The organism is Acinetobacter sp. CIP 102136, assembly GCF_000369685.1.
GTDB classification, from domain to species: domain Bacteria; phylum Pseudomonadota; class Gammaproteobacteria; order Pseudomonadales; family Moraxellaceae; genus Acinetobacter; species Acinetobacter fasciculus.
This window is the reverse complement of record NZ_KB850147.1, coordinates 66,194-92,353: the sequence shown is the minus strand read 5'-3', so window position 1 is coordinate 92,353 and position 26,160 is coordinate 66,194. Positions and strand designations below refer to the sequence as shown.

General features: G+C 41.5%; 20 protein-coding genes and 2 pseudogenes. 8 read left to right on the top strand and 14 right to left on the bottom strand.

The window, feature by feature from the left end:
• Positions 1–876 precede the first annotated feature (876 nt).
• The gene (locus tag F893_RS16285; protein WP_004281969.1) at positions 877–1,566 is read left to right on the top strand and encodes a GntR family transcriptional regulator; all 690 of its coding nucleotides are present in this window, start codon (positions 877–879) and stop codon (positions 1,564–1,566) included.
• Between the two features lie 225 nt (positions 1,567–1,791).
• Here the strand turns inward: F893_RS16285 and F893_RS18010 are convergent, their stop codons facing one another.
• On the bottom strand, positions 1,792–2,004 hold the full coding sequence (locus tag F893_RS18010; RefSeq protein ID WP_004281968.1) for a hypothetical protein: 213 nt from the start codon (positions 2,002–2,004) through the stop codon (positions 1,792–1,794).
• Here F893_RS18010 and F893_RS18455 point away from each other — a divergent pair.
• Positions 1,975–2,560 (top strand): annotated as a pseudogene (locus F893_RS18455) (DDE transposase); the annotation flags it as partial. The gene F893_RS18010 and the pseudogene F893_RS18455 overlap by 30 nt on opposite strands.
• Before the next feature lie 19 nt (positions 2,561–2,579).
• Here F893_RS18455 and F893_RS18155 read toward each other — a convergent pair.
• Positions 2,580–2,753, bottom strand: coding sequence for a hypothetical protein (locus F893_RS18155; RefSeq protein WP_004281965.1), 174 nt, complete (start codon positions 2,751–2,753; stop codon positions 2,580–2,582).
• 1,448 nt (positions 2,754–4,201) lie between these two features.
• Between F893_RS18155 and F893_RS16265 the strand changes: the two genes are divergently transcribed.
• Genes F893_RS16265 through pnuC form a run of 3 tightly spaced genes read left to right on the top strand, consistent with a single transcriptional unit; the run spans position 4,202 to position 8,226 of the window.
• Positions 4,202–5,407, top strand: coding sequence for a phosphotransferase enzyme family protein (locus F893_RS16265; protein ID WP_004281964.1), 1,206 nt, complete (start codon positions 4,202–4,204; stop codon positions 5,405–5,407).
• 40 nt (positions 5,408–5,447) lie between these two features.
• Entirely contained in the window at positions 5,448–7,628 is a 2,181-nt protein-coding gene (locus F893_RS16260) for a TonB-dependent siderophore receptor (protein WP_004281963.1), read from the top strand.
• A 28-nt stretch (positions 7,629–7,656) separates the two neighbouring features.
• Positions 7,657–8,226: a nicotinamide riboside transporter PnuC gene (pnuC, locus tag F893_RS16255; RefSeq protein ID WP_004281962.1), complete on the top strand. Its 570-nt coding sequence runs from the start codon at positions 7,657–7,659 to the stop codon at positions 8,224–8,226.
• A 177-nt stretch (positions 8,227–8,403) separates the two neighbouring features.
• Here the strand turns inward: pnuC and F893_RS16250 are convergent, their stop codons facing one another.
• Positions 8,404–9,915 (bottom strand): acetaldehyde dehydrogenase ExaC, encoded by a 1,512-nt coding sequence (locus F893_RS16250; protein WP_005253574.1) that lies wholly within the window; start codon positions 9,913–9,915, stop codon positions 8,404–8,406.
• Between the two features lie 201 nt (positions 9,916–10,116).
• Here F893_RS16250 and F893_RS16245 point away from each other — a divergent pair, with 201 nt between their 5' ends.
• A complete protein-coding gene (locus tag F893_RS16245) occupies positions 10,117–11,298 on the top strand; it encodes a sigma-54-dependent transcriptional regulator family protein (protein ID WP_004281960.1) in 1,182 nt (393 codons plus the stop codon).
• Between the two features lie 514 nt (positions 11,299–11,812).
• On the opposite strand, the gene mdh is transcribed toward F893_RS16245, so the two are convergent.
• The 11 genes and pseudogenes from mdh to F893_RS16190 form a co-directional block, all read right to left on the bottom strand.
• On the bottom strand, positions 11,813–12,985 hold the full coding sequence (gene mdh, locus F893_RS16240; protein WP_005253564.1) for an iron-dependent methanol dehydrogenase: 1,173 nt from the start codon (positions 12,983–12,985) through the stop codon (positions 11,813–11,815).
• A gap of 255 nt (positions 12,986–13,240) precedes the next feature.
• The gene (locus tag F893_RS18200; RefSeq protein WP_005100766.1) at positions 13,241–13,513 is read right to left on the bottom strand and encodes a hypothetical protein; all 273 of its coding nucleotides are present in this window, start codon (positions 13,511–13,513) and stop codon (positions 13,241–13,243) included.
• Positions 13,510–15,069: a PepSY-associated TM helix domain-containing protein gene (locus F893_RS16230; RefSeq protein ID WP_005100761.1), complete on the bottom strand. Its 1,560-nt coding sequence runs from the start codon at positions 15,067–15,069 to the stop codon at positions 13,510–13,512. The genes F893_RS18200 and F893_RS16230 overlap by 4 nt, the downstream gene beginning before the upstream one ends.
• Before the next feature lie 3 nt (positions 15,070–15,072).
• Positions 15,073–15,354: a hypothetical protein gene (locus F893_RS16225; protein ID WP_004281957.1), complete on the bottom strand. Its 282-nt coding sequence runs from the start codon at positions 15,352–15,354 to the stop codon at positions 15,073–15,075.
• A 42-nt stretch (positions 15,355–15,396) separates the two neighbouring features.
• Positions 15,397–16,008 (bottom strand): DUF4198 domain-containing protein, encoded by a 612-nt coding sequence (locus tag F893_RS16220; protein ID WP_005093768.1) that lies wholly within the window; start codon positions 16,006–16,008, stop codon positions 15,397–15,399.
• A gap of 71 nt (positions 16,009–16,079) precedes the next feature.
• Entirely contained in the window at positions 16,080–18,236 is a 2,157-nt protein-coding gene (locus F893_RS16215; protein WP_004281955.1) for a TonB-dependent siderophore receptor, read from the bottom strand.
• Positions 18,237–18,541: 305 nt separating this feature from the next.
• A pseudogene (locus tag F893_RS17695) lies at positions 18,542–18,952 on the bottom strand (IS481 family transposase); the annotation flags it as partial.
• A 103-nt stretch (positions 18,953–19,055) separates the two neighbouring features.
• A complete protein-coding gene (locus F893_RS16205) occupies positions 19,056–20,156 on the bottom strand; it encodes an ABC transporter permease (protein ID WP_005253560.1) in 1,101 nt (366 codons plus the stop codon).
• Positions 20,153–21,283, bottom strand: a complete 1,131-nt coding sequence (locus F893_RS16200) for an ABC transporter permease (RefSeq protein WP_005100756.1) — start codon at positions 21,281–21,283, stop codon at positions 20,153–20,155. The genes F893_RS16205 and F893_RS16200 overlap by 4 nt, the downstream gene beginning before the upstream one ends.
• Positions 21,283–22,413, bottom strand: coding sequence for an HlyD family secretion protein (locus F893_RS16195; RefSeq protein WP_005253559.1), 1,131 nt, complete (start codon positions 22,411–22,413; stop codon positions 21,283–21,285). Before F893_RS16195 ends, F893_RS16200 begins: the two co-directional genes overlap by 1 nt.
• 11 nt (positions 22,414–22,424) lie before the next feature.
• Positions 22,425–23,885 (bottom strand): TolC family protein, encoded by a 1,461-nt coding sequence (locus tag F893_RS16190; protein ID WP_005253558.1) that lies wholly within the window; start codon positions 23,883–23,885, stop codon positions 22,425–22,427.
• A gap of 232 nt (positions 23,886–24,117) precedes the next feature.
• On the opposite strand from F893_RS16190, the gene F893_RS16185 reads away from it, so the two are divergent.
• Together F893_RS16185 and bioB are read left to right on the top strand one after the other, a co-directional pair.
• On the top strand, positions 24,118–24,987 hold the full coding sequence (locus F893_RS16185; RefSeq protein ID WP_005253557.1) for an IS982 family transposase: 870 nt from the start codon (positions 24,118–24,120) through the stop codon (positions 24,985–24,987).
• Between the two features lie 147 nt (positions 24,988–25,134).
• Positions 25,135–26,124: a biotin synthase BioB gene (gene bioB, locus F893_RS16180; protein ID WP_004733127.1), complete on the top strand. Its 990-nt coding sequence runs from the start codon at positions 25,135–25,137 to the stop codon at positions 26,122–26,124.
• The last annotated feature ends 36 nt before the right edge of the window (positions 26,125–26,160 follow it).

Genomic DNA, 26,160 nt, shown 5'->3' with positions numbered 1-26,160 from the left:
CCGGTAAGATTTTCTCAAGCTAATTGATGACACCTTAATTCAAAATAAAAAACGGTTTTAAATATTATTTCTATAAATTTCAATGTTACACTGACTTATAACAGGTTTTAATTGATTCCGCTTAGATGATATATGGGACCTAAAAAATTAACTAATTAACTTATGTCCATGACAAAATTATAAATAAATGGACATATATCAATGATGTATGGTTGTTTTTTTATAATAAATAGCCTAAGTGCTCGTTAGTGAATAGATGTTTTTTTGGTGCGGTATAATTACCTGAAAATCCAGACATCAGTTATAAAATGAGATAAATTTTGAAGGACGCCAGCTTTAAACCGCAGCTTTCATTTTTTGTCTACATACAGCAGTCCAAGACGTTACCCAGTGTCACGTTACGGAACCGCACTCAGTGCGCTTGCCGGATTCAACAGTCTGGAGATCTTAGTATATTGCCCTATAAAGCTCATTTTATTAAAGATAATCTTTAATAGTCAAAGGCATTCAAATGTATAGATAGGGACTGTGTCAGGAAATGTGCTAGTAGAGGTGGGCAATAATGTCTAGAATCAAGGTACGTGATTTTCTCAGTCGACTATTACGAATAGCCGCCGATTTTGTAGATGCCTTTTAATTAGATTAGACTGTCACCACTCTCCTAGACAAATTTAGTCTATTCTTTTTGCATAAATGAGAATATTATGAGTGGACAACGATATTCTCTCAGAATCACGTATCAATCATGCTGCTAAACATTCTCATTAAAACAAGGGAATGCATCTTTTTACTGATCTGTACCTTGTTTTCAATTTTCCTCTGTTCTTTAATTTAGTACTATCTTTATCACTTATGAGCACTCACTGGATTCACTGAATGAAGTATATGGAAATCAGAGATTTGATTGAGGCTGAATTGAAAAATTACAGTTCTAATCAAATAATTCCATCCGAACGGTACTTGGCATTAAAGTTTGACTGTTCAAGGGAAACAGTGCGTAAGGCCTATGAACAGCTTCGTGCCGAAGATAAAATTTTCAAACGGCAAAATCTCGGCTGGTTCGTGAGTAATAAAAAAATTCAATATTATCCAAACTCAATTGAAAATTTTCGTTCTTATATGAAGGCACAGGGTTTTAATGCCAGAACTGAACTGATCTCGACCAGACAGCTGCAGCGATTGGATCACAGTAATCTTTTTAGCGAAGAAAATCGTAAATTGGGCTTTATTGAAATTATCCGTTTACGTTATGCTGATGATGTACCAGTACTTCTAGAATATAATTATTTACCTGTTGCGCTGTTTCCAGATGTGCTGAATTATAATGTGATTACTTCGGTCCAAGATGTCATTAAAAATCACTTTCATTATAATTACACGAGTAGTCAGTTAAAAATTAAAAATACCGGTGTGTCTCATTTTGAGAGCCAGCACTTAGGTATTCCTTTAAGTCAAACCGCCACTTATATTGAACGTATTTCAAAATCAGATGATCTAGTGATTGAATATGACATCGAAATCTGGTCACAGGACAAAATTGAAATGACCTTAGATATTCAAGCATAAGCTTATATTTATATCCTGCCCATTCAAATCCTAAGAAGTTAAATGGTTTTAGGATTTTTTTTATTTTCTTAGATTAGACCTCCTTCATAAATCATTCTTACTCAGTTGCAAATTATAAATTCCAGCAACTAGATTGAATCTCAAAAGGGGGGCTTTTAGCTCTACTGCGATAACGTTCTGAAAGTATTTTGAAAGTTTTTAGACTGCCAAATACATACTTAATTTCTATTCTTCTTTATTGATTTCCTGATTATAGATTTTTAGTTCAGGATCCAGTTTACAGCGGCTTTTGGCCTCTAATGGCAACAGGGTATTGGGATACAAAGTATAAATCCTTTGATAACCTCTATCTGTAAGAACAAAGGTTCCTGAAGGGATCTGGTTTAAATTGTGTTTGAACAATTCTAAATCAAGCGTAATTCTCAGCATGACTTTCATATCAGGATGCCAATATCAGCAAATGCCAAGAAACTTAATCCAACATTAGGGGGTATTGGGAAGTGCGTTTGATTGAAGTTGAGCAGAAAGGGAAAATTAGACGTTATATCACTTTATTAATGAACCCAAAGACACAGCCACTGATAGGCTTGGCGAAGCTTTATGCTCAGCGCTGGGAAATAGAAATGTGTTACCCAGAAATCAAAAGTGATTTACAGGAGGGCAAGCATTTGAGGAACAAGCAACCTGATTTAGTTTGTCAATAATTATGGGGGGCTTTATTGCCTACAATATTCTAAGAAGACAAATGAAACATATGGCTCAACGTGCAAAAGTCAGTCCTTTGAGAATCAGCTTTCATATTGCATCTATTGGCATTCTGAATATATTAAGATTCGACTCTTTAGACTCCGCAGGTAATTTACCTAAACATTTAGAAAGTTTACTGGAAAAATCTAAGAGATATGTTTTGCCTGAGAGGGGAGTGAGGAGTTGCCCACGAGTTGTGAAAGGAACACCACAGAAATACTCAAGAAAATGCCAGTCAATTTCTTAACTGACCGGCATCACTTTAATTAAGGGCTTTCAGATGATTCAGATTTTTTGTCTTTCTCATTTCCATAATCTAAAGCAACCTGTTGCGCTTCGGCGGCGGCAGTTGCTTCTATTGGGATGGATTCATCTGCAATAGCTACTGTTCCAGTAAATCCAAATAAGCTCAGGATTAGAATCTTTGAATACTTTTCCATCTGAATTTCCTCTGCGTTTCTAAAACTTAATTTCAGTGTAGAGGGTAAGTTTAAATTCCGATGTATGAGCTATGTCTGCATATGTAAGATATTCAGGATCCAAGTTATAGAACCTCGGGTTTATGTAAGAATACTTATCGGATGAGTTTTTTTGTAGCGTTGACTGGCCAAATACAGACCGATTTTCTTGAAAATCTTTTATAGGGAAGATAATTTAATGGCAAATTATAAAAAGAGCATAGCAATGGTCAACTGCGGTAATCCCCCTATAATAAAATCCAAGAAGACATAAACAATATGAAACCAGGTACGATGAAATAGATCAGCAATAATATTGAGTTAAATGACATGCAGGGTTTCCATACTTTCTTATTAAGTTTAGAAGAAGAAGGTGGTGTTGATATGATCGCAGTAGGTCATGAGTCTTATACAGGACATCGCCTAGTACATAAGGTTAAGTTTGAAAAGAATTAGCACCTCCTCTGAGAGATTTTTCTTTACCAGCCCTGTTTTTGTAACATCTAGTAATTTTTTTGTAACCTTATTGTTATTTATTGTTCACTTTGTTTATTATATAAAAGATGAAAGGTGGAGAATTTAAGATGCTCACTAAGGTCGAAGCCATTGTGATTTTACTAATGGTAATTGCATTAATACTCATTATTTATGAAATGGGACAAGGACTTAATTGGACTTTATAAACGCTTTCTCAGTTTAAAAAAAGTCCTCAATTGATGGCATTAATTTATTTATCAGAAGTTTCAGAATTTTGATCTTATACTTGGCTGACTAAAGATGAATAATATCTATATTGGTGATATTGTTTACCTAGTTTACGGTAGTCATCCAATGATGGTTGAAAAATTGCAGGATAATTTAGCTACTTGTATATGGTTCAGTGATAAAAAACATTTTTTCCGTGAGAATTTTCCCTTAAATATCTTAATAAAAAAAACGTAATTCAACAAAATATACCTGGGCGAATTCAAAGCTCATAGTGTACAGGTCATTTCGACCATGGCATGTGTTACTGATCTAAACAATGAATCACTGGTAGAATTTGCTGCTGAGGAACATGGATTTAAAGAGCTACTTAGTGAAGTCATGAAAATGAATTACGGTGCATTTCAAAACTATGTTATAGCTTGAACTGAGGATCAGAAAGCTTGTTTGAATTGATGTATTTCATCCGCAGATTATGCGCGAATGCTAAGAAATCTGGAGTTCGAATATTAACCAAAAAGAAGATCATTTTTTGATTTATGCGAGAGATCTATTTTATTTTTATATTTATAAGGCTAAACTTGCCTCCAATTTAATACTGGTATGTACCACTTAATTTTAGGGCGTGTCTTCAATATTAAATGTATTTAAAAATACTGTTTGCATGTTCGCCTAAACAATGATTTTCCATTATTACATAATGATCTGGCTCAGGAATATTGATAATGACCACAATGACTGATGATTTAGGTCATGGTATGGGCAATGCCTGGGAACATAAAGACTGGGCACATATTTCTGATCCAGAATTACAAAGCCTGCAGCAGCACTATTCCTGTTTACAAGGTCATTTTGAGATTTTGTGGTGTAGTCCCCGGCCATTTTCATCTGCGGCTCTGGTCAAGGTGGAGCAAGATTTTGTGAGCAGGGATGAAGCAGTCGCGCATCAGTATTTGATTAAGCGCAGCCATTGTTCCTTTCGTCGTGCCCGCGATATTTTACAGGAGCATGCCGTTCTTCAGCATTTAGCTAGCAAAGAAATTCCTGTTGCAGCATTGATTAGCTCAAATCAAGGTCTGACCGCTTTAGAGCTAGGTGACTGGACCTATGAAGTCTATGCAAAAGCAGCCGGCTTAGATCTGTATGCAGATCAGCAATCCTGGAAACCTTTTTTCTATGCTGAACATGCTGCGAAAGCGGGGCAATTACTGGCAAGCTTACATATGGCCATGCAGGATTTTCCTGAGCGGCAAGGCCGATCAGCATCTTATTTATTGTCCAATCAGCAGCTTTTAAACAGTGAAAATATCGTTACAGCCATTCAACGGCGCATTGTAAACAGTCCAGAATTAAGCCGTTACTGTGCCGACAAAAATTTAGATCCTTACTTTTTAGATCAAATCTTACAGGTTCACCAGCGTATTCAGCCTGTATTGCAACAGGCAAGCAGAATTTGGACCCATAACGATTTACACGCTTCTAATCTATTTTGGTCAGCACCGGATGCCAAAGCGGAGATTACTGCCGTAATTGATTTTGGTTTATCTGACCGAAATTCGGCACTTTATGATCTGGCTGTGACGATTGAACGTAATTTCATTGATTGGTTGGAATTAAAGCAGAACCCACATATTCCGATTGATGAAGCCGGTTTAACCGCTTTTCTCCATGCTTATTTTTCCGAGATACATCCACAAGAAGATTTTAGTATTTTGCCAGAACTGCTGAAAATCGTGCATCTGGATTTCGCTTTTTCAGAGCTGGAGTATTTTGTGGGCATTACCCACAACCTCAACCATGCAGATGCTGCTTATTACGACTGGATTATCGGTCATGTGGACTGGTTCTTTGGCGAACAAGGTCAACAATTTACCCAGACCTTAACCCGGCTCATTCAAGATGAATTGCAATCTTCTCAATGCTCTCTCTAAACCCAGCATCATCACCCACTTCACAGACATAAGGTTTCGTATGAACACTCGTCAACTCAAACAGAATGTATTAACTCGATCTTTAAATATGATCATTCTGTCGCAGCTGTGTTTAGCCCCGCTGACTTATGCTGAAGATGATGTTCGACAGCTTGACACGATTGTCATCAAAGCCGATCAAAGCATCCCTTACTCAAGTACCAAAGTGAATGTTGAGGGTTTTGCTACGGACAGTCTTCAAAAAATCCCTGCATCTGTCTCTGTCATCACAGCAGATCTCATCGCGGAACAGCATGCACGTGTACTGAGTGATGTTATAAAAAATGATGCAGCCATCGGTGATGGCTATGCCGCAATTGGCTATTATCCAAACTTTGTCTCTCGTGGCTTTGCACTCGATTTGGCATCTAGCTACCTCATTAATGGCAATGTGATTCGTGGTGAACAAAACGTCGCACTTGAAAATAAAGAACGTGTGGAAATTTTAAAAGGCATGTCCGCGATTCAAAGTGGGATGTCGACCCCGGGTGGGGTTGTGAATTATGTCACCAAGCGACCGAAAGATATTCAGGCACTGACATTCTCGGCCGATCAACACGGCCAGTTTTCAGTGGCAACTGATCTCGGTGGTTTTTTGGGTGATGAGCAACAATTCGGATATCGCATCAATCTGGTGAATGAACAGATGGAGTCTTATGTCGATCATGTCGATGGTGAACGCTATCTAGCGGCATTGGCCTTAGATTGGAAAACATCTGAGCAATCCAAATTAGAATTTGATCTTGAAGCACAGCGTTCCGAACAAAAATCAGTGCCAGGTTATCAATTACTGGATGGTAAAGTCCCAGAAAATGTGAAATGGGACCGATTGCTGGGTTATCAGACTTGGGGCAAACCGGTCACGATCGATAGTCTGAATAGCAGTTTAAAATATAGCTATGCATTGAATGATGACTGGAACTTGGGACTCGTCGCAGCCCACAGTAAATCCAAGGTTGATGATTATTCGACATTTGCTTACGGTTATTATCGAGAGGGATGTCTAGAAGCATATTCCTGTAACACGTTTGGTGAACAGGGAGAATATGATATTTACGATTATCAAAATCCTGATGATACCTATCAGACTAACCAATTTAAAATCAAGTTAGATGGTCTATTACATACTGATCGGGCGTTACATTACCTTAACTTTGATTTGACTTACACAGATAAATCTAGAAATCGTTACAACGGTATAAACCAGTACATAAATTCAGAAGACTATGTTGGTAATATTTACCAAGATACCTACGACAGGATCCCAGAAGAAGGAAATCTAGGTCCTTATTTTAAAGCTTTAGACAGTAAACAAACTGCATTGACGTTTCTTGATCGTATTGAATGGAATGAACATTGGACCACTTTGATTGGCGGAAAATGGATCGAGCTGGATGAACAAGCATATGATGCAGATCGGGTAAAAGTCCGCGATACTGATTTAGGCAAATTTTTACCGCAATTTGCGATCAGCTATAGCCCCTTGGAATCGACTACCGTCTATGCCTCGTATGCTAAAGGCCTGTCAGATGGAAAAACAGCGCCTTGGTTTGCAGAGAATGCGGCTGAAACTCTAGCACCGATCTATTCAGAGCAATATGAAATTGGTTTCAAACAACAGATCCATGATTTCCTGTTGACTGCAGCCGTTTTTGATTTACGTCAGGATAATCAATATAGCAAGCCGATTTCAGGACTTCGCTATTTTATTGCGGAAGGCGAACAGCATAGTCAGGGCCTGGAATTAGGACTGAATGGTGCATTAACCGACCATCTGGCCTTAACTTCATCTTTAGCCTTGACCAAAGCCCGTTTAGAAAATGTGGAAGCGGTTCAATATGGTAATCATCAGGCGCAAAACGTGCCAAAAGCTCGTTTCGCAACACATCTTCGCTATAACGTACCGAGCATTGCAGGTTTCACTGTTCTGGCAGGTGGTCAATACAGTTCCAGCAAATATGCCAACAAAGAGGGTGCTGCGAAAGTTGCAGGTTATAGTGTGGTTGATTTAGGCGCTGCTTATCAATTTAAGCTAAATACGACCGATGCATTGCTGCGCTTGAATATTAATAATCTGTTCAACAAGAAATACTGGCGTGATGCAGGTGAATTTTTGGGTGATGATTATTTATTCTTGGGTTCGCCGCGTACAGCAACCTTGTCATTCAATCTGAACTTCTAAATTGGCTGCTTAATCAGGTTATATTGCTATGGAAAATATAGAAATTGCAGCGTTCATTTTAAACGTTTTAGGTGTCTGGCTGACCTCCAAACAATATAAAGTCTGCTGGTTGGTGAATATTGTCGCTGTATTTTTATATATGATTATTTTTTATCGTGTCAATTTATTTGCAGACGCAGCATTACAAGCCGTATTTATCTTGATGCAACTGTATGGCTGGTATAGCTGGTCGAAGAAAAATCATGACCAGGCTATCACCGTGCAGATTGGCTATTTGAATAAAAAAATCTGGGTATATAGCCTGATTGTGGGTATTGTCGCCGGTCTGGTGATTGGCGCCTTATTTGCTCATTTCACCACAGCATCACTCCCTTGGTTGGATTCCATGTTGGCTTCTTTTAGCTTGGTGGCAAGTTATTGGGCGGCAAAAAAATATATTGAAAGCTGGGGATTATGGTGTGTGTTAGATGTGATTTATGTCGGCATGTATAGCTATAAGTCATTGTATTTAACCGCCGTGCTTTATTTTATTTTTATTCTTCTGGCACTCAATGGCTGGAGAATGTGGCGAAATCTTTATAGAGTGAAATTATCTTAAAATGACACTATTGCAAATAGAAATTTGAGGTGATGCTCTTTCCTTTAAAAAAAGTATTTATAGACTAAAAACTTTATTTGAATTGGCCGCAGCTTGAAGATGTTGCTGATATTTTGTGAAAGCTAGCTACCATACATTCAAAGCGAACCGAAGTTCGCTTTGAATGTATTTCACTTCTTAAAAGAACCCGGCTGGTTTGGTCGAATAGCTGACTAGCAAGTTTTTAGTCTGCTGATAATGATCCAGCATCATTCTGTGATTCTCACGCCCAATCCCTGATTTTTTATAACCACCGAAAGCCGCATGCGCAGGGTAGATGTGATAACAGTTAGTCCAGACCCGACCTGCCTGAATAGCACGGCCTGCACGGTAAGAGGTATGCGCTGAGCGTGACCAGACACCGGCACCGAGTCCATAAATCGTATCATTGGCGATCTTGATCGCATCATCGAAGTCTTTGAAGGTGGTCACAGCCAGTACAGGCCCGAAGATTTCTTCCTGGAAGGTCTTCATGTCATTGGTGCCTTTAAAGATAGTCGGCTCAATATAGAAACCTTGCCCCACTTCCTGACGTGCTTCACCACCAGTCAGGATCTGTGCGCCTTCTTCACGACCAGTGGCAATACAGCCCAGAATCTTGTCCTGCTGTTCCTGTGAGGCTTGCGCGCCAATCATGGTGTCAGTATCCAGCGGATGCCCGGTTTTAATCCGTTTCACCCGTTCAACGGCACGCGCCAGAAATTCGTCAGCAATACTTTCCTGGATCAGCGCACGCGATGGACAGGTGCAGATTTCACCCTGGTTCAGGGCAAACATGGCAAAACCTTCCAGCGCTTTGTCCAGATAGTCATCTTCCTGATCCAGGATGTCGGCAAAGAACAGATTCGGTGATTTACCCCCCAGTTCCAGCGTCACCGGAATAATATTTTCGGTGGCATATTGCATGATCATCTGACCGACGGCGGTGGAACCGGTAAAGGCAATCTTGGCAATGCGTGGGTTGGTGGCTAGCGGGCGACCGACTTCAACCCCATAACCATTGACGATATTCAGGACACCCGGTGGCAAAATATCCTGAATCAGTTCAGCCAGCACCAGAATGCTGACCGGAGTCTGTTCTGCAGGTTTCAACACAATGCAGTTGCCCGCAGCCAGGGCAGGTGCCAGTTTCCAGACAGCCATCAGAATCGGAAAGTTCCACGGGATAATCTGACCCACGACGCCCAACGGCTCATGAAAATGATAAGCAATCGTATCTTCATCAATTTCGGAAATGCCGCCTTCCTGCGCACGAATACAGCCGGCAAAATAACGGAAATGGTCAATAGCCAGCGGAATATCGGCAGCCAGCGTTTCACGGATCGGTTTGCCGTTATCCCAGGTTTCTGCCACTGCCAGCAGTTCCAGATTTTGTTCCAGACGATCGGCAATTTTCAACAGAATATTGGAGCGGGTGGTCGGCGATGCTCTGTTCCATTGTTCTTTGGCTTTGTGCGCTGCATCCAGGGCCAATTCAATGTCTTCTACAGAAGAACGCGGAACCTTGGTAAAGACTTTGCCATCTACCGGAGAGATGTTGTCAAAGTATTCACCTTTGACCGGAGCGACCCATTCGCCGCCAATAAAATTCTCGTATTGTGCTTTAAAATGAACTTTTGAATCAGGTTGATTAGGATCGACGTAACGCATATTTATTTCCTTTGCTTATTTTCGTATGGCAAAACCGCTTCTACAGCTTTGGTATAAGGTACTTCTGCACCTTATTTGATTAATATAACTGGTATAAGGTTGGAAAAAGGTTGGAGCTAGCATGTTCACGATATTTTCATCCATTTTAAAAAAATAACGATTACAGCGGATGTAAATCATGAATTGTTGTGAGAATAAGGAATGATGACAAAACAAGATTTGATGGAAAAAAGGCACAATACTGATCAGCTTCGGCAAAACAGCAGTTTGTCTCCCTTACATGCAGAACAGCTGGGACAGAGTATTGCCAGCTCCTGGCAACGTTCATCCTCGGCTGAAATCCCGAAGAATCGTTTAGCAGCACCGCTGACGGATTTAAAAAAGACCACTTCTTCCTCAACTTTAGCCCAAGCCCTGCAACATTGTGCTCAGGATTTAAAACATATTGCCGAGCAATCTTCTATGGTGCTGGCGGTCGGAGATATCGGCAGCACCATCATTTGGGCAGCTTCTAGCCCACAAATGCAAAGTGCCGCAGAAAGTGTACATTTTATTGAAGGTGGGCAATGGCGCGAAGAGCTAGTCGGAACCAATGCATTGGCATTATCCTTAAAAACTCAACAATCCAGCTGTGTCTTTTCCAGTGAACATTACATGTCCTCCATTCATGATTGGGTTTGTTACGCTGCCCCGATTATTGATCCCTATTCAAAACAGGTCTTAGGTGTCATTGATCTGTCGACTACCTGGCCAAAGCATAACAGTTTAGCACTACTAGCTGCGGAGCGCTGTGCTACGATCATCCAGTCGGCTCTACTAGAATGCCAGAAGCAGCGCCTGTTTATTCGAGCTTTTTCAGTACCTCAAGTGCTGTTTAATGGCAAGATGCTGGTTCTGACTCCTCGACAGATTGAAATTCTGACCCTTCTAGCCTTATGTCCGCAGGGTCTGAGTCTAGATACATTGCATCAAGCCTTATATGGCGAGCGCAAGGTCAGTATGGGGACTTTAAAAGCAGAAATGTCACAGTTACGCGATGTATTAGGTGGTATGCTGGGTTCCAGACCCTATCGTTTATTGGCGCATGTAGAGGCTGATTTTTTAATGACAGAGCAATCTTTAGATGCTGGGTATATCGATTCAGCCTTGAAGTTATGTACCGGCGTATTTCTGGCTAGAACAGAAAGTCCATTTCTATGCGCTTGGAGAGATTGTCTGGAATCACGCCTGAGCGATGCCATTTTCAAGGCTAATGAAACCGATGTCTTGCTGAAACATGTGGCACATTTTCCTGAAGCGATTGATGCTGTAGAACGCCTGATTGAACTGATGCCCAAAAACCATCCCGTTCATCAGACTCTGTTAAAATATAAAAATCTTTAAAGCTGATGTAACTATCGGTACAAAGCTAAACAGTTAAAATAGGAAAATTCTGGAATATTAAGTATTATCCTTGCTTACTGTGGGTTTGCTTATTAATTTAGACTGAACCTGATCCTAAAATTTTTATCAGTGGCTACCCAGTTTGCCTAGCTGCTTGATGGGATGCTCTTCATTAAAATCAGCTACGCTTACCTTCATGTCATTTGAAGGACGCGCAGTTTATTCCTCAGAGATTAAATATGATATTAAGATCATACGACGGGAAATTTTTTCTGGCTGGAACGGGCTAAAAAAATCGTGGCATTTTTCTACCATGGGATTAATGTCGATATTCATAATGAAGGGGACTTCATAAAAAAGAAACACCCCCCGCTTTTATCCTCTTATGAAGGCAAAAGGATCAGCCAGGAACAGGAAAATGCATGTCTGCTCTTGGCACACTTCCTCAGGAAGTGAAACAGGGGCTGTTAAAAATGTAAGTCAGATGCTTGGAGAGAAGACTTAAATTGAGGCACTACATCGCCGCTTTAAAAATATCTACCACTTGGGCATGGCTGGCTTTACGTGGATTGGTCAGCATGCAGGCATCTTTTTGTGCATTTTCCGCCATGATGGCCAAGTCAGCTTCTTTTACATTCAATTCCGTCAGCCCAGATGGAATACCAATTGAAGCCGAAAGCTGACGAATGGCGCCAATCGCTTCATAAGCTGCTTCAGTTACGGTTAAGCCTTCTGTATTCACCCCCATCAATTGGGCAATTTTGGCATAACGTTCAGGACAAGCAATCAGGTTAAATTCACAAACATGGGGGAGCAAAATTGCATTACAAACACCATGCGGCAAGTTGTAGAAGCCTCCGAGCTGATGTGCCATCGCATGCACATATCCTAAAGAGGCGTTATTAAAGGCCATTCCGGCAAGATGTTGAGCATAGCTCATGGCATCCCGTGCTTCTAGATTATCCCCATTCGCCACTGCGGGACTGAGCCATTCACTGATCATGGTGATCGCCTTTTCTGCGCAGGCATCAGTGATGGGATTAGCAGCCGTAGATACATAGGCCTCAACCGCATGTGTCAGAGCATCCATCCCTGTTGCCGCAGTCAGGCCGGCAGGTTTGGCCAACATCAGTTTAGGGTCATCAATTGCAATGAGTGGTGTGCAACGCCAATCTACAATCGCCATTTTCACATGGGTATCGGTATTGGTAATGATACAGAAACGTGTCATCTCCGAAGCCGTCCCTGCCGTGGTATTGATTGCAATCAGTGGTGTCATCGGAACGGTACTTTTATCAATCCCTTCATAATCACGGATATGTCCGCCACCTGCAGTGACCAGACCGATGCCTTTGGCACAGTCATGTGATGAGCCCCCACCTAACGATACAATAAAATCACAGGCATTTTCATTATAAGCTTCAACTCCATGATGCACGTTAATATCAGTTGGATTGGGTTCCGCACCTGGGAAAATATAACTGTCAACACCTGCCTCTTTCAAATAATCTGCAATATCATCTGCAACACCAAATTTAAACAGGCCAGCATCAGTTACAATCAGTGCTTTCTTGGCGCCTAAATTTTGTGCTTTGATCCCGATTTCTTTAGCACAGCCCGGACCAAAAAGTGAAACACAGGGAATATAAAAACCGTTAGTTTGATCTGAAATATTTTTAAAAGCCATGGTGTTATTCCTTCTACCATTCATTGATTATTTTATCGGTGACCCTCACCGTAATATAAGTATTGAATTAAGTTAAAAAGAATCCTACCTACCAAATACCTACCAATTTAAATTTTTGATTCTAGCCAAAATAATGCATTTGAGGTATTTAAAAGCAGATTGGCAAGGTTTAGCAGATACTGGGTAGATTGGTTTAATAAAGGGCGTGTGAATAGCACACTAGGCTGTTTGCTACTTTCTGATTTTAAATAAATACTAAAATGCTTTATTCATTTTTAAGATAAAGATAAACAGTACAGGGCTTAGAAATACCCATAGAGACACAAAGCTAATACTGGAGCTAAACTGGGTACGTAATAAAAACATCGCGACGAATAAGAAAATACCTGCAGCGAATTTAGTGTACGTAGGAAAATCCGCTAAAAAAGCGTAATGAGATTTTCGGGTTTTTAGGATCTGCTTTTCACTTACCACATAAAAACCAAAACAGCTCAGCCAAAGCAGACCGATCACTGCAATCCATATCATATTGATGATTCCTGTTGAGTGATTTTTAATTTAGCCTGAATTTTATTGACCGCTTTTTGCTGAATGGGCGTAATTTTTTGGTGTAAAAATAGAGCAAAAAGGGCCAAGGTCCATAACATTAGCTCAATACGCAAAAAAGGCCAATAAGTCGCAAAAGAATCAACATATTGCTGGGAAACTAAATAATAAATATCAATCAGGGGAATTATAAAGGCAGCACAAATCAGAAGTTTAAGCTGCATTCTCCATATATCTTGCTGTGGGGTTACACATGCCAGGATAAAACTGCCAAGCCAGATAGAGAAAAAACTATAAATTTCATAATTTGGTGCACCTACAGGAATACTGATAAAACGATTCGCATAGAGATATCCCAGCATGGCAAGCGGCAAGCCAATAATTATGGTGATATTCAAGCGGTTCACTAAATAGTGTCCGAGATGAAACCGCACTGATTTTTTCTGCATCTGGCGTTTCAGGCTCCACAGCAGCAATCCGGATGCAATCATTGCGCAGCCTAATATGCCGGAGAAAAATAACCCTAAACGTAAAACAGGTTCGGCAAAACGTGCCATATGTAAACCATACATGCTGGCATTTAGTGTGGCAATTGCACTTTCATTTCGTGTATTTTCAAGCAATTTTCCGGTAGCAGCATTTAAAATAAGCTGTGCCTGATTTCGTGTAATGGAATGATCTTTGAGCTGAGTTAAGGTTATGTGTGCCAGCTGGGTATTGGGCTGCTTGACCGTGATATTGTCAAATTCCGCATATCCCCAGTGTTGCTGTGCCGTGGTGATAAAATGTTGAATTGGCAGCATCTGGGTTTTCACAGGAACTGAGTGGGTGGCTGATGTATTGATTGTGCGAATTTCTTCAAAATATTGAAAGGGATTGTCTGGATAAAGTTTTTTCATACCGGAAGGCAGCACGATATAAAAGAAAATCGCCAACCCGGTAAATGTCATGGTCAAAAAGAACGGCAGGGCAATCACTGAACTGACATTATGAAAATCCAGATAAGAGCGCTGTCCTTTAAAGGCTCTTAGGGTAAAAAAGTCTGTCAGGATTTTTTTATGGGTAATGATTCCTGAAATCAGAGTCAATAACATGATAAAGGCAGCAATCGTCACAATCAGCCGACCAATGGTGTAGGGCATACCATAGAGCTGAAAATGAAAATTATAGAAAAAATCTCCCCCTTGTGTGGCTGAAAGCTGTAATTCTTTTCCTGTCGAAGCATTCAGGGTTTTGACTTCATAGCCACCATCCGCTTTTTGCCAGTAGACTTTATTCACCGGTGAGTCTTGATTGGCGACTCCGATATACCAGTTTTGGGCGTCCGGTGCATGCTGCTGTAAATAGCTGTAAGCAGATTTTAAGGCAGTTTCCTGATTGACTTGCATTGTGGCAAATTCAGGCTGCATCCATAGACTGATTTCATGTCGGTAATAGGTGACCGCGCCTGTTAAAAAGATCGCAAAGAGTAACCAGCCAAAGCTTAAACCCAGCCATGAATGTAAACATGCCATGGATTGACGGACAGATTTATGCATGGTTTAACCTATGAAGCGGGAGAAGAGAAATAAAATAAGTAAAGGAATCAGGCTATAGATAGAAAGCTTTTTTAAACTTTGGATACAGAAGATTCCAATCACAAAACAAACATAAAAAATCAGGGCAGTAAATGCAGCCAAATAGACAGACTCAGCTTTAGGCAGAAAAGCCTGTAGAAAGTAAGCCAGATCGAGTGCGATTAAATAACTGCACAAGTAGCCAATGCCAAAGGTCATGCCTAAGCGATAGAGAATGGCAAGTGGCTGCACTACAACAGACATCATATTTGGCCTTGAATAAATCTATACTGATGAAAATCTAAAAACTTAATAAACAAAACTTAAAGTCGTTACCAGATACTGTTTTTTATAGGCCTGCTGATTCAATTTTCCTGCCTTGTCTGCTTCTTTGCCAACTTCAATGACATATTGACCTTTCCATGGCGTGGCGATCGTAATCTGGCCTTGGCCGTTGGTGGTGTATTTTTTTAGCCAGAATTGCGGGGAAAAGACTGTGACTTCAACATCCGCAGCAGCTTTACCCTGATACAGTACCGTAAATGTATTGCTGTTGATCTGGGTCGGGACAATATCTAGTTCTGACTCTGCTTTCAAGTTTTGTCTGCCGGATTTGGCATGATAGCTCAACAATGATTCTCCATAGATCAATTCATGACTGAGCTGGACATCTGTCTGGCCTTGGGTCGCATAAAGCAAATGATCTTGTTGCATTTGAGGACTAAAGCTTTTTCTAGACTGAACGGCCTTTGCTTGATTAAAAGACTTCAAGGCACCTTGCTGCGTTTCTTTAAGCTGTTCACTATATTCACCAAAGAACGCATGAGTCTGCTTATCTGTATCACGTTCCAGCCAAAGCATATGCGCCTGAGCTGAAAGTGTCATAGACAGTCCGAGGGTCAGAGCGATCATTTTTTTCATTTGTTTTACCTGTTTTTGTGTATGTAGTGATGATTTAGCCCTGAACATGTCGTCAAGGCTAAGTTTGAAAATCAGTATTTAAATTTCACAGCAACGCTGTAATTTGCTGGTGCACCATAAAAACCTTGCTGATTCGGGAAATTGAACAGATATTTTTCATTGGTCAGGTTATTACCATTGGCTTGCAAGGTCATATGCTCATTCAGCTCATAGCTGGCCATTAAGTTCACGAGCGCATAAGCATCCTGCTCAATGATTCCAGCTTTCTGGGTAATCACTCCATTGGCGGTTGCTTCAGGCACATCTAGATAGGTCTGATCTTGCCACTGCACACCAAGGCCCAGTTTCAGTTTTGGAAGTTGCGGCACCTGATAGGTAGTTAAAAGATTAAAAGACTGGGTTGGATTGAAGGTACGCGCATCACCGCCATTGATCAGATCTTTCAGGCTAAACTGGGTATAACCAAAGCTTAAGTTAAAATGGTCGGTCAGTTGTCCCGCCAAGCCAAACTCGTAGCCTTGGGAACGCAGGTCACTGACCTGAGTTGTGCGTAAAGTCGGAATACCATCAGAATCACGAAGCGGATAATTACTTTGCTCCGTTCTGAACACAGCCATGGTGGCGGTAAGCTTGTCATCTAGCCAAGAACCTTTGACTCCGACTTCATAGCTTTCACCTTCGATCGGTTTGTTAATGCTGCCATCATCTGCTCTGGTGGTTTGCGGACGGAAAATCGAGGTATAACTCAGATAGCCTGTATATTCAGGGCTAAAGTTATAGGTCAGACCGGCATAGGGTAAAACTTTATCTTCATCATAAATGGTGTCGGTCCCATAACTGCTACCACTGCTTTCAGCCTGAACATAGTTCGCACCTAAAAGCAGTTTCAGATCATCATTCAGATGCAGTCGGGTCGCAGCATAAAGGCTCTGGTTCTTCTGCCGGATATGCATTTCACCACTGGTTTTCGACATATCCCAGCTTGGTTCTTCGGGTGTAAAACTGGCTAAATCTGTGGTCAGCGGATTGACAAAGCTGCCAGCATAACCCAATTCATCCAGACGATTTTTGGCCCAGACATAGCCCAATGAGGCTTCATGGCGTTGTCCCCAAAGCGGATAGGTGCCGCTAAAACTCAGGCTGGCTTGTTGTTCTTTATTGTCATCAATATACATGCCTGGGTAGAGGAAGATGCCTGAAGTGCCATTTGCGCCAGGTTTGCCGGACAGAAACAAGAGCTTTGAATCGCGTTGTGTACGTTTTTCATCATAGGTCAGTTTGGCTGTCCAGTCGCCACCCAGTTTTTGTTCAAGCTCGGCAAAGTAACTTTTAATATTGCTATCCCAGTGCGCCCAGCTTGGACTGTAATTATAATTCCGTGAGTAACTGAGCTGCTCGCCTTCAGTATTGATCAGTGGATTAGAACCCCAATTGACACCATTCGGCTTGTGATTGGTTTCAGTATAGCCAGCAGTCAATAGAGTTGTGTCAGTAATATCTGCCTCCACAACAGCACCTATGCCGTTCTTTTCTAGTTCATAACGATCCAGATAACTGTCACCAGTCTGTTGATAACCAAATACACGGCCTCTGACTTTTCCATCCTGGGTGAGAGGAGAAGATACATCTGCTTCATAGCGCTGGGTATTCCATGAGCCGTAACTGGCATTCAAGGCTGCCTGAAGTTCCTGAGTAGGGCGTTTGCGAATCATGTTAATAGTTGCGCCGGGATCGCCAATTCCATTATTTAAGGCATTCGCGCCTTTGACCACTTCGATACGGTCAAACAAAAAACTGTCTGGATTATCATTATTATAATTATAGCCTTCGAGTGGAATACCAACGCCATCGACTAAAACATTTGAAATCTCGAAACCTCGGGCAAGGTAGGAGGTCCGTTCCGTTTCCTGATTGCTGACGATAATGCCAGGGGTATTGCGCAGTACGTCCCGGGTATTATCCAAGGCAAAGTCATCCAGTTGCTGGCGGGTAAGGACATTGACTGTTTGCGGCGTTTCCTTAAGTGGAATATTCAGTTTTGAGGCGGTTGACGAGTTTTGGATGATATAGGCTTTACTCTGTTCAGAGCTGAGCTCACTCTGTTCTGATTCCGCTGTAACGGTAATCGTCGGTAATTGCTGAGTATCATCGGCAAAACTTTGTTGTGTAACTAAAATCGAAAAACTGAGTAAAGATAGTTTAAATGATGAAGGAACGGTAGAAGACATTTTGGCTAATGTAAATGATAATAATTATCACTAATGTTATTATTTAATATATCTTAAAGCAATCTCAACATAACAGGAAATATGAATGAAAAATGGGTTAATGATAGGTAAATTTCCAAATAAAACTTTAATGTAAGGATAGGGAGCAATAAATATCACTATTAAAAAGATGTTATTACCTTACCTTTGTGCTCCTGAACGGCTTTGCTGCACTAATACCTAACACTTTGATTTTATTATATTTATTTTTTATTAAAGTTTTATAAGACCCTTAAAAATCAGTATCTTGAAAAATATTTATGCAATAAAGCCACGAAGAGATAAAGCTTATCCTGTGCTGTTTGCATCTCAGCGATGTCGATATGAAAGTAACAATTGAAGCGCTTCCTGACAGGGCGATCACCTTGTACCTTAGGCAGTCATGAAATACCATGCCGCTGCAAGCAGCGGTGTAACGACGAGCGTGTCAGATAAGGAATACTCGGCTGCAATGCATAAAGGCAATCGTCTAGCGGCAACAAAGTGCGTTTTTGAAAAGCAACAATTGCCGCCTCATCTTCAGGCGATAACACGCTTGAGCGAGGATTCTTTGGCCCGGTTGTAAGATCATCTACTGAAGTACGTTTCTTCCATTTTGCGACGGTTTTTTGATTGATGCGGTAACGCTTGGCTAGCGTTCTTAAGCTCTCTTGACTATTTTGTATTGCTCGACGCACTGTCTATGTCGTTGTGACGCTGCTGTGTAGAACTTGTCCCATAGTGCTTCCTTTCATTTCTCTAAGAATGTTGCACCATTAAAATCTGGGACTAAACATCTAGCTAGAAAGTTCCACAGTTTGAAATTAAACGTCGATAAGCCAAAAAAAAGCACAAGCTACCGATCATTCCAAGATAGAGCAGTTTAGGCAAGATCAGTGTTGTAGGCACACCCATCTGATTGAGTTGAATAAACGTCTGCACAATTTGGGTAGAGGGCAGGATTTCGCCAACGACTTGCATCCAGGTGGGCATGGCAGCATGCGGCCAGGCCGCACCAGATAAAAAGAACAGTGGAATAGAAGTGAATACAATGACATGCCCCGCACGTTCCGGCAGATCCAGAAAACTGGCGAATAGGCAGGTCATGCCAATTATCGTGTAGATAAAAACCGGAACAGCCAGCAGCATCCCGAGCAGGTTGCCACCGCGTGGATAATCAAATAGCCAGAAGCTAAAACCGAATAAATAGAAACATCCCAGACAGCCAATAGTAAAGACTGCTAAACCCATTCCCATGAGTGCATTTGCGTTTAATTCTATTTTTCTTTCCCGATATACCAAAATCAGCATACTCAAACCCAAAAGAATGGTTTGGTGGATAATTAAGGGTGCAACCGCAGGAAAGACATAACTGCCATAGCCGGACAGTGGATTAAATAAAGGAATTTGATGCACAGAAAGGGCTGGTGAAAAATCCGAGACCTCGCCAAAGCGTTCAGCATAATCTGCCAAAGTTTGCTCAACTGATGTGGCTAAGCCCAGACCAATTTGTTTGGTCACTAAAAAGTTGGCTGTACTTAAATACAGGCCAATGCCACCTGTTTCACCATGCCTTAAGCTTTGCGATAAATTGTCCGGTAGTAACAAAATACCATCGGCTTTTTGTGACTCCACCCATTGTTTGGCTTCGGCAAAATTGCCGGTAATCGCCTCAATTTCCACATTGGGGCTTTGTGCCACCTGACCAATAATGCGGGTACTTAAGCTACTTTGTTCTTCATCGACAATAATAATCGGTAAGGCTTCAGCCTGCTGTGCCTGATAAGCGGTTGGATAAAAAAAGCTGTAAAACAAGACGGATAGAATCAGCGTGGTAAAGATCGTACCGTGACTGACAATATCTTTGAAGCTTTGTAGATAGTAAAACCAAAGGGATTTCATTGGACTGCTCCTTTGGCTATTTTTTTAAGAAACAGATAAGCCAGCAGAGCATAAACCAAAGCATAGACCAGCAGCATTAATCCAGCTTGCAGTGAAATATGCAATGGACTACCAATCACCCATTGTTCAGTTTGTAATTTGGCATAGGGCGTAAACGGAATAATATTGGCCCAAAACTGGGTGAATAGGGGCGCATTATTTAAAGGTAGGGTCACACCGGCAAAGCTCAAAGATGAACCCCCATAGACCGCAATGAGGCCGAAAGATTTACTTAAATCTTTGGTCGCCAGAACCACTGCACTGCTTAAAAATGCATAGGCGCTATATAGCAGAAATTGTGCCGATAGAATCAGGGCGAGCGAGCCGGCAACAAACCAGCCGCGAATTTCAATCAGCCAGAACATCCAGACCCAGGTCCACACACTAAAAATAGCCACATAGACCAGGTTCTTAGACAGCAATGCCATCCAGATGGATGAGTTGCTGAGCCAGCTTGTTAAGGTCTGTCGCTTCAGTTCCTGACCGACGGAAAATGCCACACAACAACACAGCAGTAAATGCAGAATTGCCGGAATGACATAGGGTTCCAGATAGAATTCATAATTCAGTTGTGGATTATACAGCGGCGATATTTTGATATGCGGCGACGGTGCTTCGAGAGAAGGCAGCCGGTTGCCCAGATATTGCTGTCCGCCAAATTCAGCGAGTGCTTGTAGGGTACTGACCAGCATGGCAGAGGAGATGGTATTCCCGATACTGAAATAACTCTGGTTAAAGGCAATACTGATGTCAGCATCCCGGGCACGAACCAGACGTTGCTCGGCACCGCTTGGAATATGGATATAACCCCAAATTTTATTTTGATTTAGCAGGCGCTCAATTTCAGCTGTTTGTTCCGACACCGTAGCAATTTTAAGAGTATGATTCAGCGCCACATGCTGATAAATGCTTTGACTCAGCGCACTCTGATCTTGATCAATAATCGCAATCGGTAAATGATCCGGTTTCCCTTGAGCAAACATGCTGCTGAATAAAATAATCACCAGTGCAGGTGCGAGCGTGACCAGACACAGATCCCATTTTTCTCGGAGCAGATAGCGCAGTTCGCGCCATATACCCGTCCACATTATCGGGTCTCTTTCAGTTTAAATAACACGCTCATCCCGACTTTGAGTTCAGGAATCACTGGTGTGGGCACAAGATGCAGCTTAAAACTGCGCACATCATAACCGCCGGTTTGACGTGTGGTCTTAATGGTGGCAAATTCACCTTCAGCACTGATCTGTCTAATTTGAAAAGTGGCGGTTTTATCTAGGGCGGGAATATAACCTTCAATACTGCTCATTTTCTGAAATGGGGCATATTGGTCTTCACGAATATTCAGGCTCACCCACATCTTGTCTTCAATCAGGCTGACCACAGGGACTGCGGTGGCTACCAACTCCGAGACTTTGCCATAGGTTTTAGACACCGTTCCGTTTACAGGTGCTACTAATTGGGTTTCTGCCTCTAATGCATTGGCTTCATCCAGCGCAGCCTGGGCAATATCTACTTGTGCATCGGCAGAACTCTTTTGCTGCGAGGTGCTGCCACGTTTGGCACGTGCGTATTGCTGATACGCTGCTTCTGTCATTTGTGCCGCTGATTGACTGGCTGCATACAATTCATCACGGCGCTGGCGTGAAATCACACCTTCCTTAAATAAATTTGCACCACGCTCATAAGAAACTTTGGCTAAATTTTGCTGTGCTTTCAGCGATTGCCAGTTGGCATACAGGCTCGCGATATTTTCTTCTTGCGAGCCACGTTCAGCAGTCGATTGTAAGGCCAGCGCAGATTGTAAAGCCGCTGCGGCTTGCTGTTTTTTGGCCTGAATTTCCGGGCTGTTTAAGCGCACCAGCACATCGCCTTTTTTGACCCGCTGACCTTCTTCTACATAAATTTCTTCAATACGGCTTGGCACTTTGGTCGCCACCTGAACTGTTTCAGCTTCTACACGACCCTGCAATTCAAGCGGAGCCGGTTGGTAGCTTTTCCACAATCCAAAAGCGATGACTGCCAGTAGAATTGGAATCAGGGCAAGCAATAAATATTTTTTCTTTTTGGAGATTTCAGGAGCTTGTTCATGCTCGGTCGAAGTCGCCGCATTATTTTCTATTCCAGTTCTTGTTTCTACCTGTTGCGCAGGAGATTTTTCTATATCGCTGGATGAAGCCGCTTCATTCACAGGATCATTGGGTTTTTGATCTTCGTTCATGTTCGGCTCCATTAGCGAATATAGTGGGTGTTGGTATGTTGGATGTAGTTCGGAAATTCTGCAATCGAGCCATGGCTTTGTAATAGGGTGGCCAGTGACATCACATATTTGTAGGCATTCAAGGCAGTTTCAGCTCGTAATCCGCTCAGCATATTTTGTGCATCGATGACCTGTGTGGCGGTGCCCGTATCTTCTTTAAAAGACAATTCTTGGATGCGTAAATTTTCCTGTGCGGCTTTCAAGTTTTGTGCCAGAAGCGCATCACTTTGCTGTGCACTGAGTGCTTCGCTATAAGATTTATAAATCAGATTTTCAATTTCCTGCTGGGTGCGTGCAGTGAGAAGTTCTGTGGCAGAGCGTTTGAGTTCGGCAGCCTGAATATTTTTGTTTTTATCGATCCCGGAAAACAGGTTATAGCGTGCGGCAATCCCGACAATCCAGTTTTCATTTTGATCCAGACTATATTCACCAAAAGCAAAAACATTCGGTTTTTTTGCCGCTTGCTGGGCTTTGACATTGGCTTGGGCCAATTGGGTATCCAGCTGCATTTTTTGAATCAACGCAGAGTTCTGACTAAAAGTTTTTAGCAGATGATTTAAGGCCTGTGGCTCGGTTTTATTGACAAATAAAGGCGTCGAAAGTTCGGTGATGCTACTTTCCTGAAGCAGATTATTCAGCTGGAACAGCGCAGCATTCAAATTGGCTTGTGTGTTTTGCTGGCTGCGTTCGGCATTATTACGTGCCACTTCAAATTGCATGCGCTGGCCTTTACTGATAAAACCTTGCTGTTCCATCTTTAAGGCGTTGCGATAATGCTGCTGCATGGCATTCAAGTTAAACAGTGCTGCTGCATGCAGTTGCTTTTGGAGCTGGACATTGAAATAACTTTGAATCAGTTCAAAACGCTGCGTATCTTGCTGCTGTTTGTTGCTGAGCTGACTACGACCTACTTGAATATTGGCGATTTCTTTGGCGCTGCTTGTCAGTCCACCGGTATAAAGCGGCATCATAACTGAAACCGTTGGGCGAATCACCTGATCATCCAGCACGACATGCGAACTATCAGGAATTAAGCCCACCCCATTTTGAATAGGTTGTCTTAAACTATTTTTTAGTGGGTCAGCCAGACCCCCTAAGTTCAGTTCATCAATTCTATTATTGACACCATCCGTTAAGGATTGCTCTAAATTATTTTTTAATGCACCCAAAGGCAGATCGAGTTCATTATGAAAGGCATACGCACGAACATTCAGGTCGACTCGTGGCAGACCTATACCTTTCACTGCTTCAGCTTCAAGTTTTGAAGCCTGCTCCAGACTTTGATAGGCTTGGCTGCTATAAGAGTTTTGCAACAACTGACGTTCAGCGTCATGAAAGCTGATGCTCTGCGCATAAGTAAAGCTGCCATACATCATCGATGCAAGCAGATTTAAACCCCAGACAAGCTGTCTTTTATTTTTCTTTAAGTTCATAAAGTCGCTAAACTGATTTAAAGCCGGTGATGTTATCCGGCTAGTATAAATCAAAGGTATGCAGATAGAACTAGTGTAAAGTTATAGTATTGTTTCTTGTACATTTGTCTATAAAAAAGGAAGCTTATGCATCCTTAATTAACCCGAATCGCGGATAAGAAATTGACTTGAAAAATAAGAGGACTAGAGCCATCAGTTGAGTTACCACACCAAACTCACAACTCTCGTCCTGATGTTCAATAGTACCGAATTATTCTGCGTAATTGATGATTTTTTTCTTAAATTTGAATCAACTTATTGGGAGTTTCTCAAACAAAACCGTGGTTCCTTAAGAATCAGAACTGCTCAACTTACAATTTCAGAAATCTGCTTTATTGCCATTTGGTACAAATGCTCTCATTTCAATAATTTCAAAGCCTTTTTCAGCTGGTTAAAAGAAGATAAAAGCCATTTATTTAAGTACTTGCCTTGCTATCAAAGGATGATTCATCTGATCAATATGCATGAATTAGCTCTACACGCTTTACATGTGGCACTGATGAAAGGCCAAGGTACACAATATTTATGGATTGATTCAACAACTCTGCCAGTTTGTAAAAATCAACGTATTCAGCATCATAAATCATTAGTCCAAATTGCATCACGTGGTAGAAGCTCAATGGGCTGGTTTTATGGCTGTAAATTACATATCGTGATGAACCAATTTGGTGAAATTAGTTGTTCTGCTTTATCGAATGGACATGTTGCTGACATAAAAATGGTTGAGCAATTGGTTGCTGGTGTAGAAGCAAAACTTTACGGGGATCGAGGTTACATCATCCAAGAATTAAAAATTAGATTGAAACATCAAGGTATTGATTTAATTATTTATCATCGAAAGAATATGCAGGCTATTCAACTTTGTGCATCAGATGAATATCACCTAAGACAACGCAATAAAATAGAAACATTATTCAGCTTATTGAAGGGGCAATACAATTTAGTGACGAGTAAAGCACGTAGTCTTCATGGATTTCTGAGTGGAATTTACGCCTCACTATGTGCATATCAATTAACCCATCGAAATAAGCCAACAATTCAAATTAAGGAATCATCGGCTTAAGCAGGATTCGAGTTAAATAAGCTTTCAAAATAGCTTGATACACTAAAGCTATTTTAAGCAGGCAATGAATATGAAAGAAAACGCTAAAGAAAAATAAAAAAAACAGCGTATGATTTACTCAATGGAATTTTAGATGATGCAGACAAGATGATCCGTAATGATTGGTCACGTGCCGAAATACAAGAAATTTATGACTTGCCTTTAATGGATTTACTGTTTCAGGCACAGCAAATTCATCGCCAAAACTTTGAACCGAATACTGTTCAGGTCAGTACTCTGCTTTCAATTAAAACGGGCCGTTGTCCGGAAGATTGTAAATACTGTTCGCAATCTGCACATTATGATACTGATCTGGAAATTGAAAAACGCGTAGAAGTACAAAAGGCGATTGCTGAAGCCAAACAGGCCAAAGCTTCCGGTTCGACCCGTTTTTGCATGGGCGCAGCATGGCGTAACCCGCATGAACGCGATATGCCGTATGTGCTGGAATTGGTGCAGGAAGTCAAGAAACTGGGCATGGAAACCTGTATGACCCTAGGGATGCTGAATGCCTCACAGGCGGAACGTCTGAAAGATGCAGGGCTAGATTATTACAACCACAACCTTGATACCTCACGTGAATATTATGCCAATGTCATCAGTACACGTAGCTTTGATGACCGCTTAAATACGCTTGATCATGTGCGTAATGCCGGAATTAATGTCTGTAGTGGCGGTATTGTCGGCTTGGGCGAAGGCGTACAAGACCGAGTCGGTTTGTTATTTGAACTAGCGACTATGCCGATTCACCCGGGTTCGGTGCCCATAAATATGCTGGTTCCTATTGAAGGCACACCACTGGCCGATGTTGAAAAACTGGATGTGATTGACTGGATTCGTACTATTGCGGTAGCACGGATTATTATGCCGAAGAGTTATATCCGCTTGTCGGCAGGTCGTGAATCTCTCTCTGACTCTGATCAGGCACTGGCATTTATGGCTGGAGCTAACTCATTATTTTCAGGTGATAAATTGCTTACTGCCCCGAACAGTGGTGAAGGTAAAGACAAAGTCTTGTTTGCTAAATTAGGCTTAAAAGCTGAAGCTGCCAAGAAAACAGCTAAAGAATTGGCTGTAGATGCGATGCAACCTGCTTAATTAATCGTGTAACAAACAGGGATCATTTCAACTTGA

Bases quoted from the DNA above. Each gene is read 5' to 3' on its own strand.
- F893_RS16285 (WP_004281969.1), top strand. From the start codon at position 877: ATGAAGTATATGGAAATCAGAGATTTGATTGAGGCTGAATTGAAAAAT.
- F893_RS18010 (WP_004281968.1), bottom strand. From the start codon at position 2,004: ATGAAAGTCATGCTGAGAATTACGCTTGATTTAGAATTGTTCAAACAC.
- F893_RS18155 (WP_004281965.1), bottom strand. From the start codon at position 2,753: ATGGAAAAGTATTCAAAGATTCTAATCCTGAGCTTATTTGGATTTACT.
- F893_RS16265 (WP_004281964.1), top strand. From the start codon at position 4,202: ATGACCACAATGACTGATGATTTAGGTCATGGTATGGGCAATGCCTGG.
- F893_RS16260 (WP_004281963.1), top strand. From the start codon at position 5,448: ATGAACACTCGTCAACTCAAACAGAATGTATTAACTCGATCTTTAAAT.
- pnuC (WP_004281962.1), top strand. From the start codon at position 7,657: ATGGAAAATATAGAAATTGCAGCGTTCATTTTAAACGTTTTAGGTGTC.
- F893_RS16250 (WP_005253574.1), bottom strand. From the start codon at position 9,915: ATGCGTTACGTCGATCCTAATCAACCTGATTCAAAAGTTCATTTTAAA.
- F893_RS16245 (WP_004281960.1), top strand. From the start codon at position 10,117: ATGATGACAAAACAAGATTTGATGGAAAAAAGGCACAATACTGATCAG.
- mdh (WP_005253564.1), bottom strand. From the start codon at position 12,985: ATGGCTTTTAAAAATATTTCAGATCAAACTAACGGTTTTTATATTCCC.
- F893_RS18200 (WP_005100766.1), bottom strand. From the start codon at position 13,513: ATGATATGGATTGCAGTGATCGGTCTGCTTTGGCTGAGCTGTTTTGGT.
- F893_RS16230 (WP_005100761.1), bottom strand. From the start codon at position 15,069: ATGCATAAATCTGTCCGTCAATCCATGGCATGTTTACATTCATGGCTG.
- F893_RS16225 (WP_004281957.1), bottom strand. From the start codon at position 15,354: ATGATGTCTGTTGTAGTGCAGCCACTTGCCATTCTCTATCGCTTAGGC.
- F893_RS16220 (WP_005093768.1), bottom strand. From the start codon at position 16,008: ATGAAAAAAATGATCGCTCTGACCCTCGGACTGTCTATGACACTTTCA.
- F893_RS16215 (WP_004281955.1), bottom strand. From the start codon at position 18,236: ATGTCTTCTACCGTTCCTTCATCATTTAAACTATCTTTACTCAGTTTT.
- F893_RS16205 (WP_005253560.1), bottom strand. From the start codon at position 20,156: ATGAAATCCCTTTGGTTTTACTATCTACAAAGCTTCAAAGATATTGTC.
- F893_RS16200 (WP_005100756.1), bottom strand. From the start codon at position 21,283: ATGTGGACGGGTATATGGCGCGAACTGCGCTATCTGCTCCGAGAAAAA.
- F893_RS16195 (WP_005253559.1), bottom strand. From the start codon at position 22,413: ATGAACGAAGATCAAAAACCCAATGATCCTGTGAATGAAGCGGCTTCA.
- F893_RS16190 (WP_005253558.1), bottom strand. From the start codon at position 23,885: ATGAACTTAAAGAAAAATAAAAGACAGCTTGTCTGGGGTTTAAATCTG.
- F893_RS16185 (WP_005253557.1), top strand. From the start codon at position 24,118: ATGTTCAATAGTACCGAATTATTCTGCGTAATTGATGATTTTTTTCTT.
- bioB (WP_004733127.1), top strand. From the start codon at position 25,135: ATGATCCGTAATGATTGGTCACGTGCCGAAATACAAGAAATTTATGAC.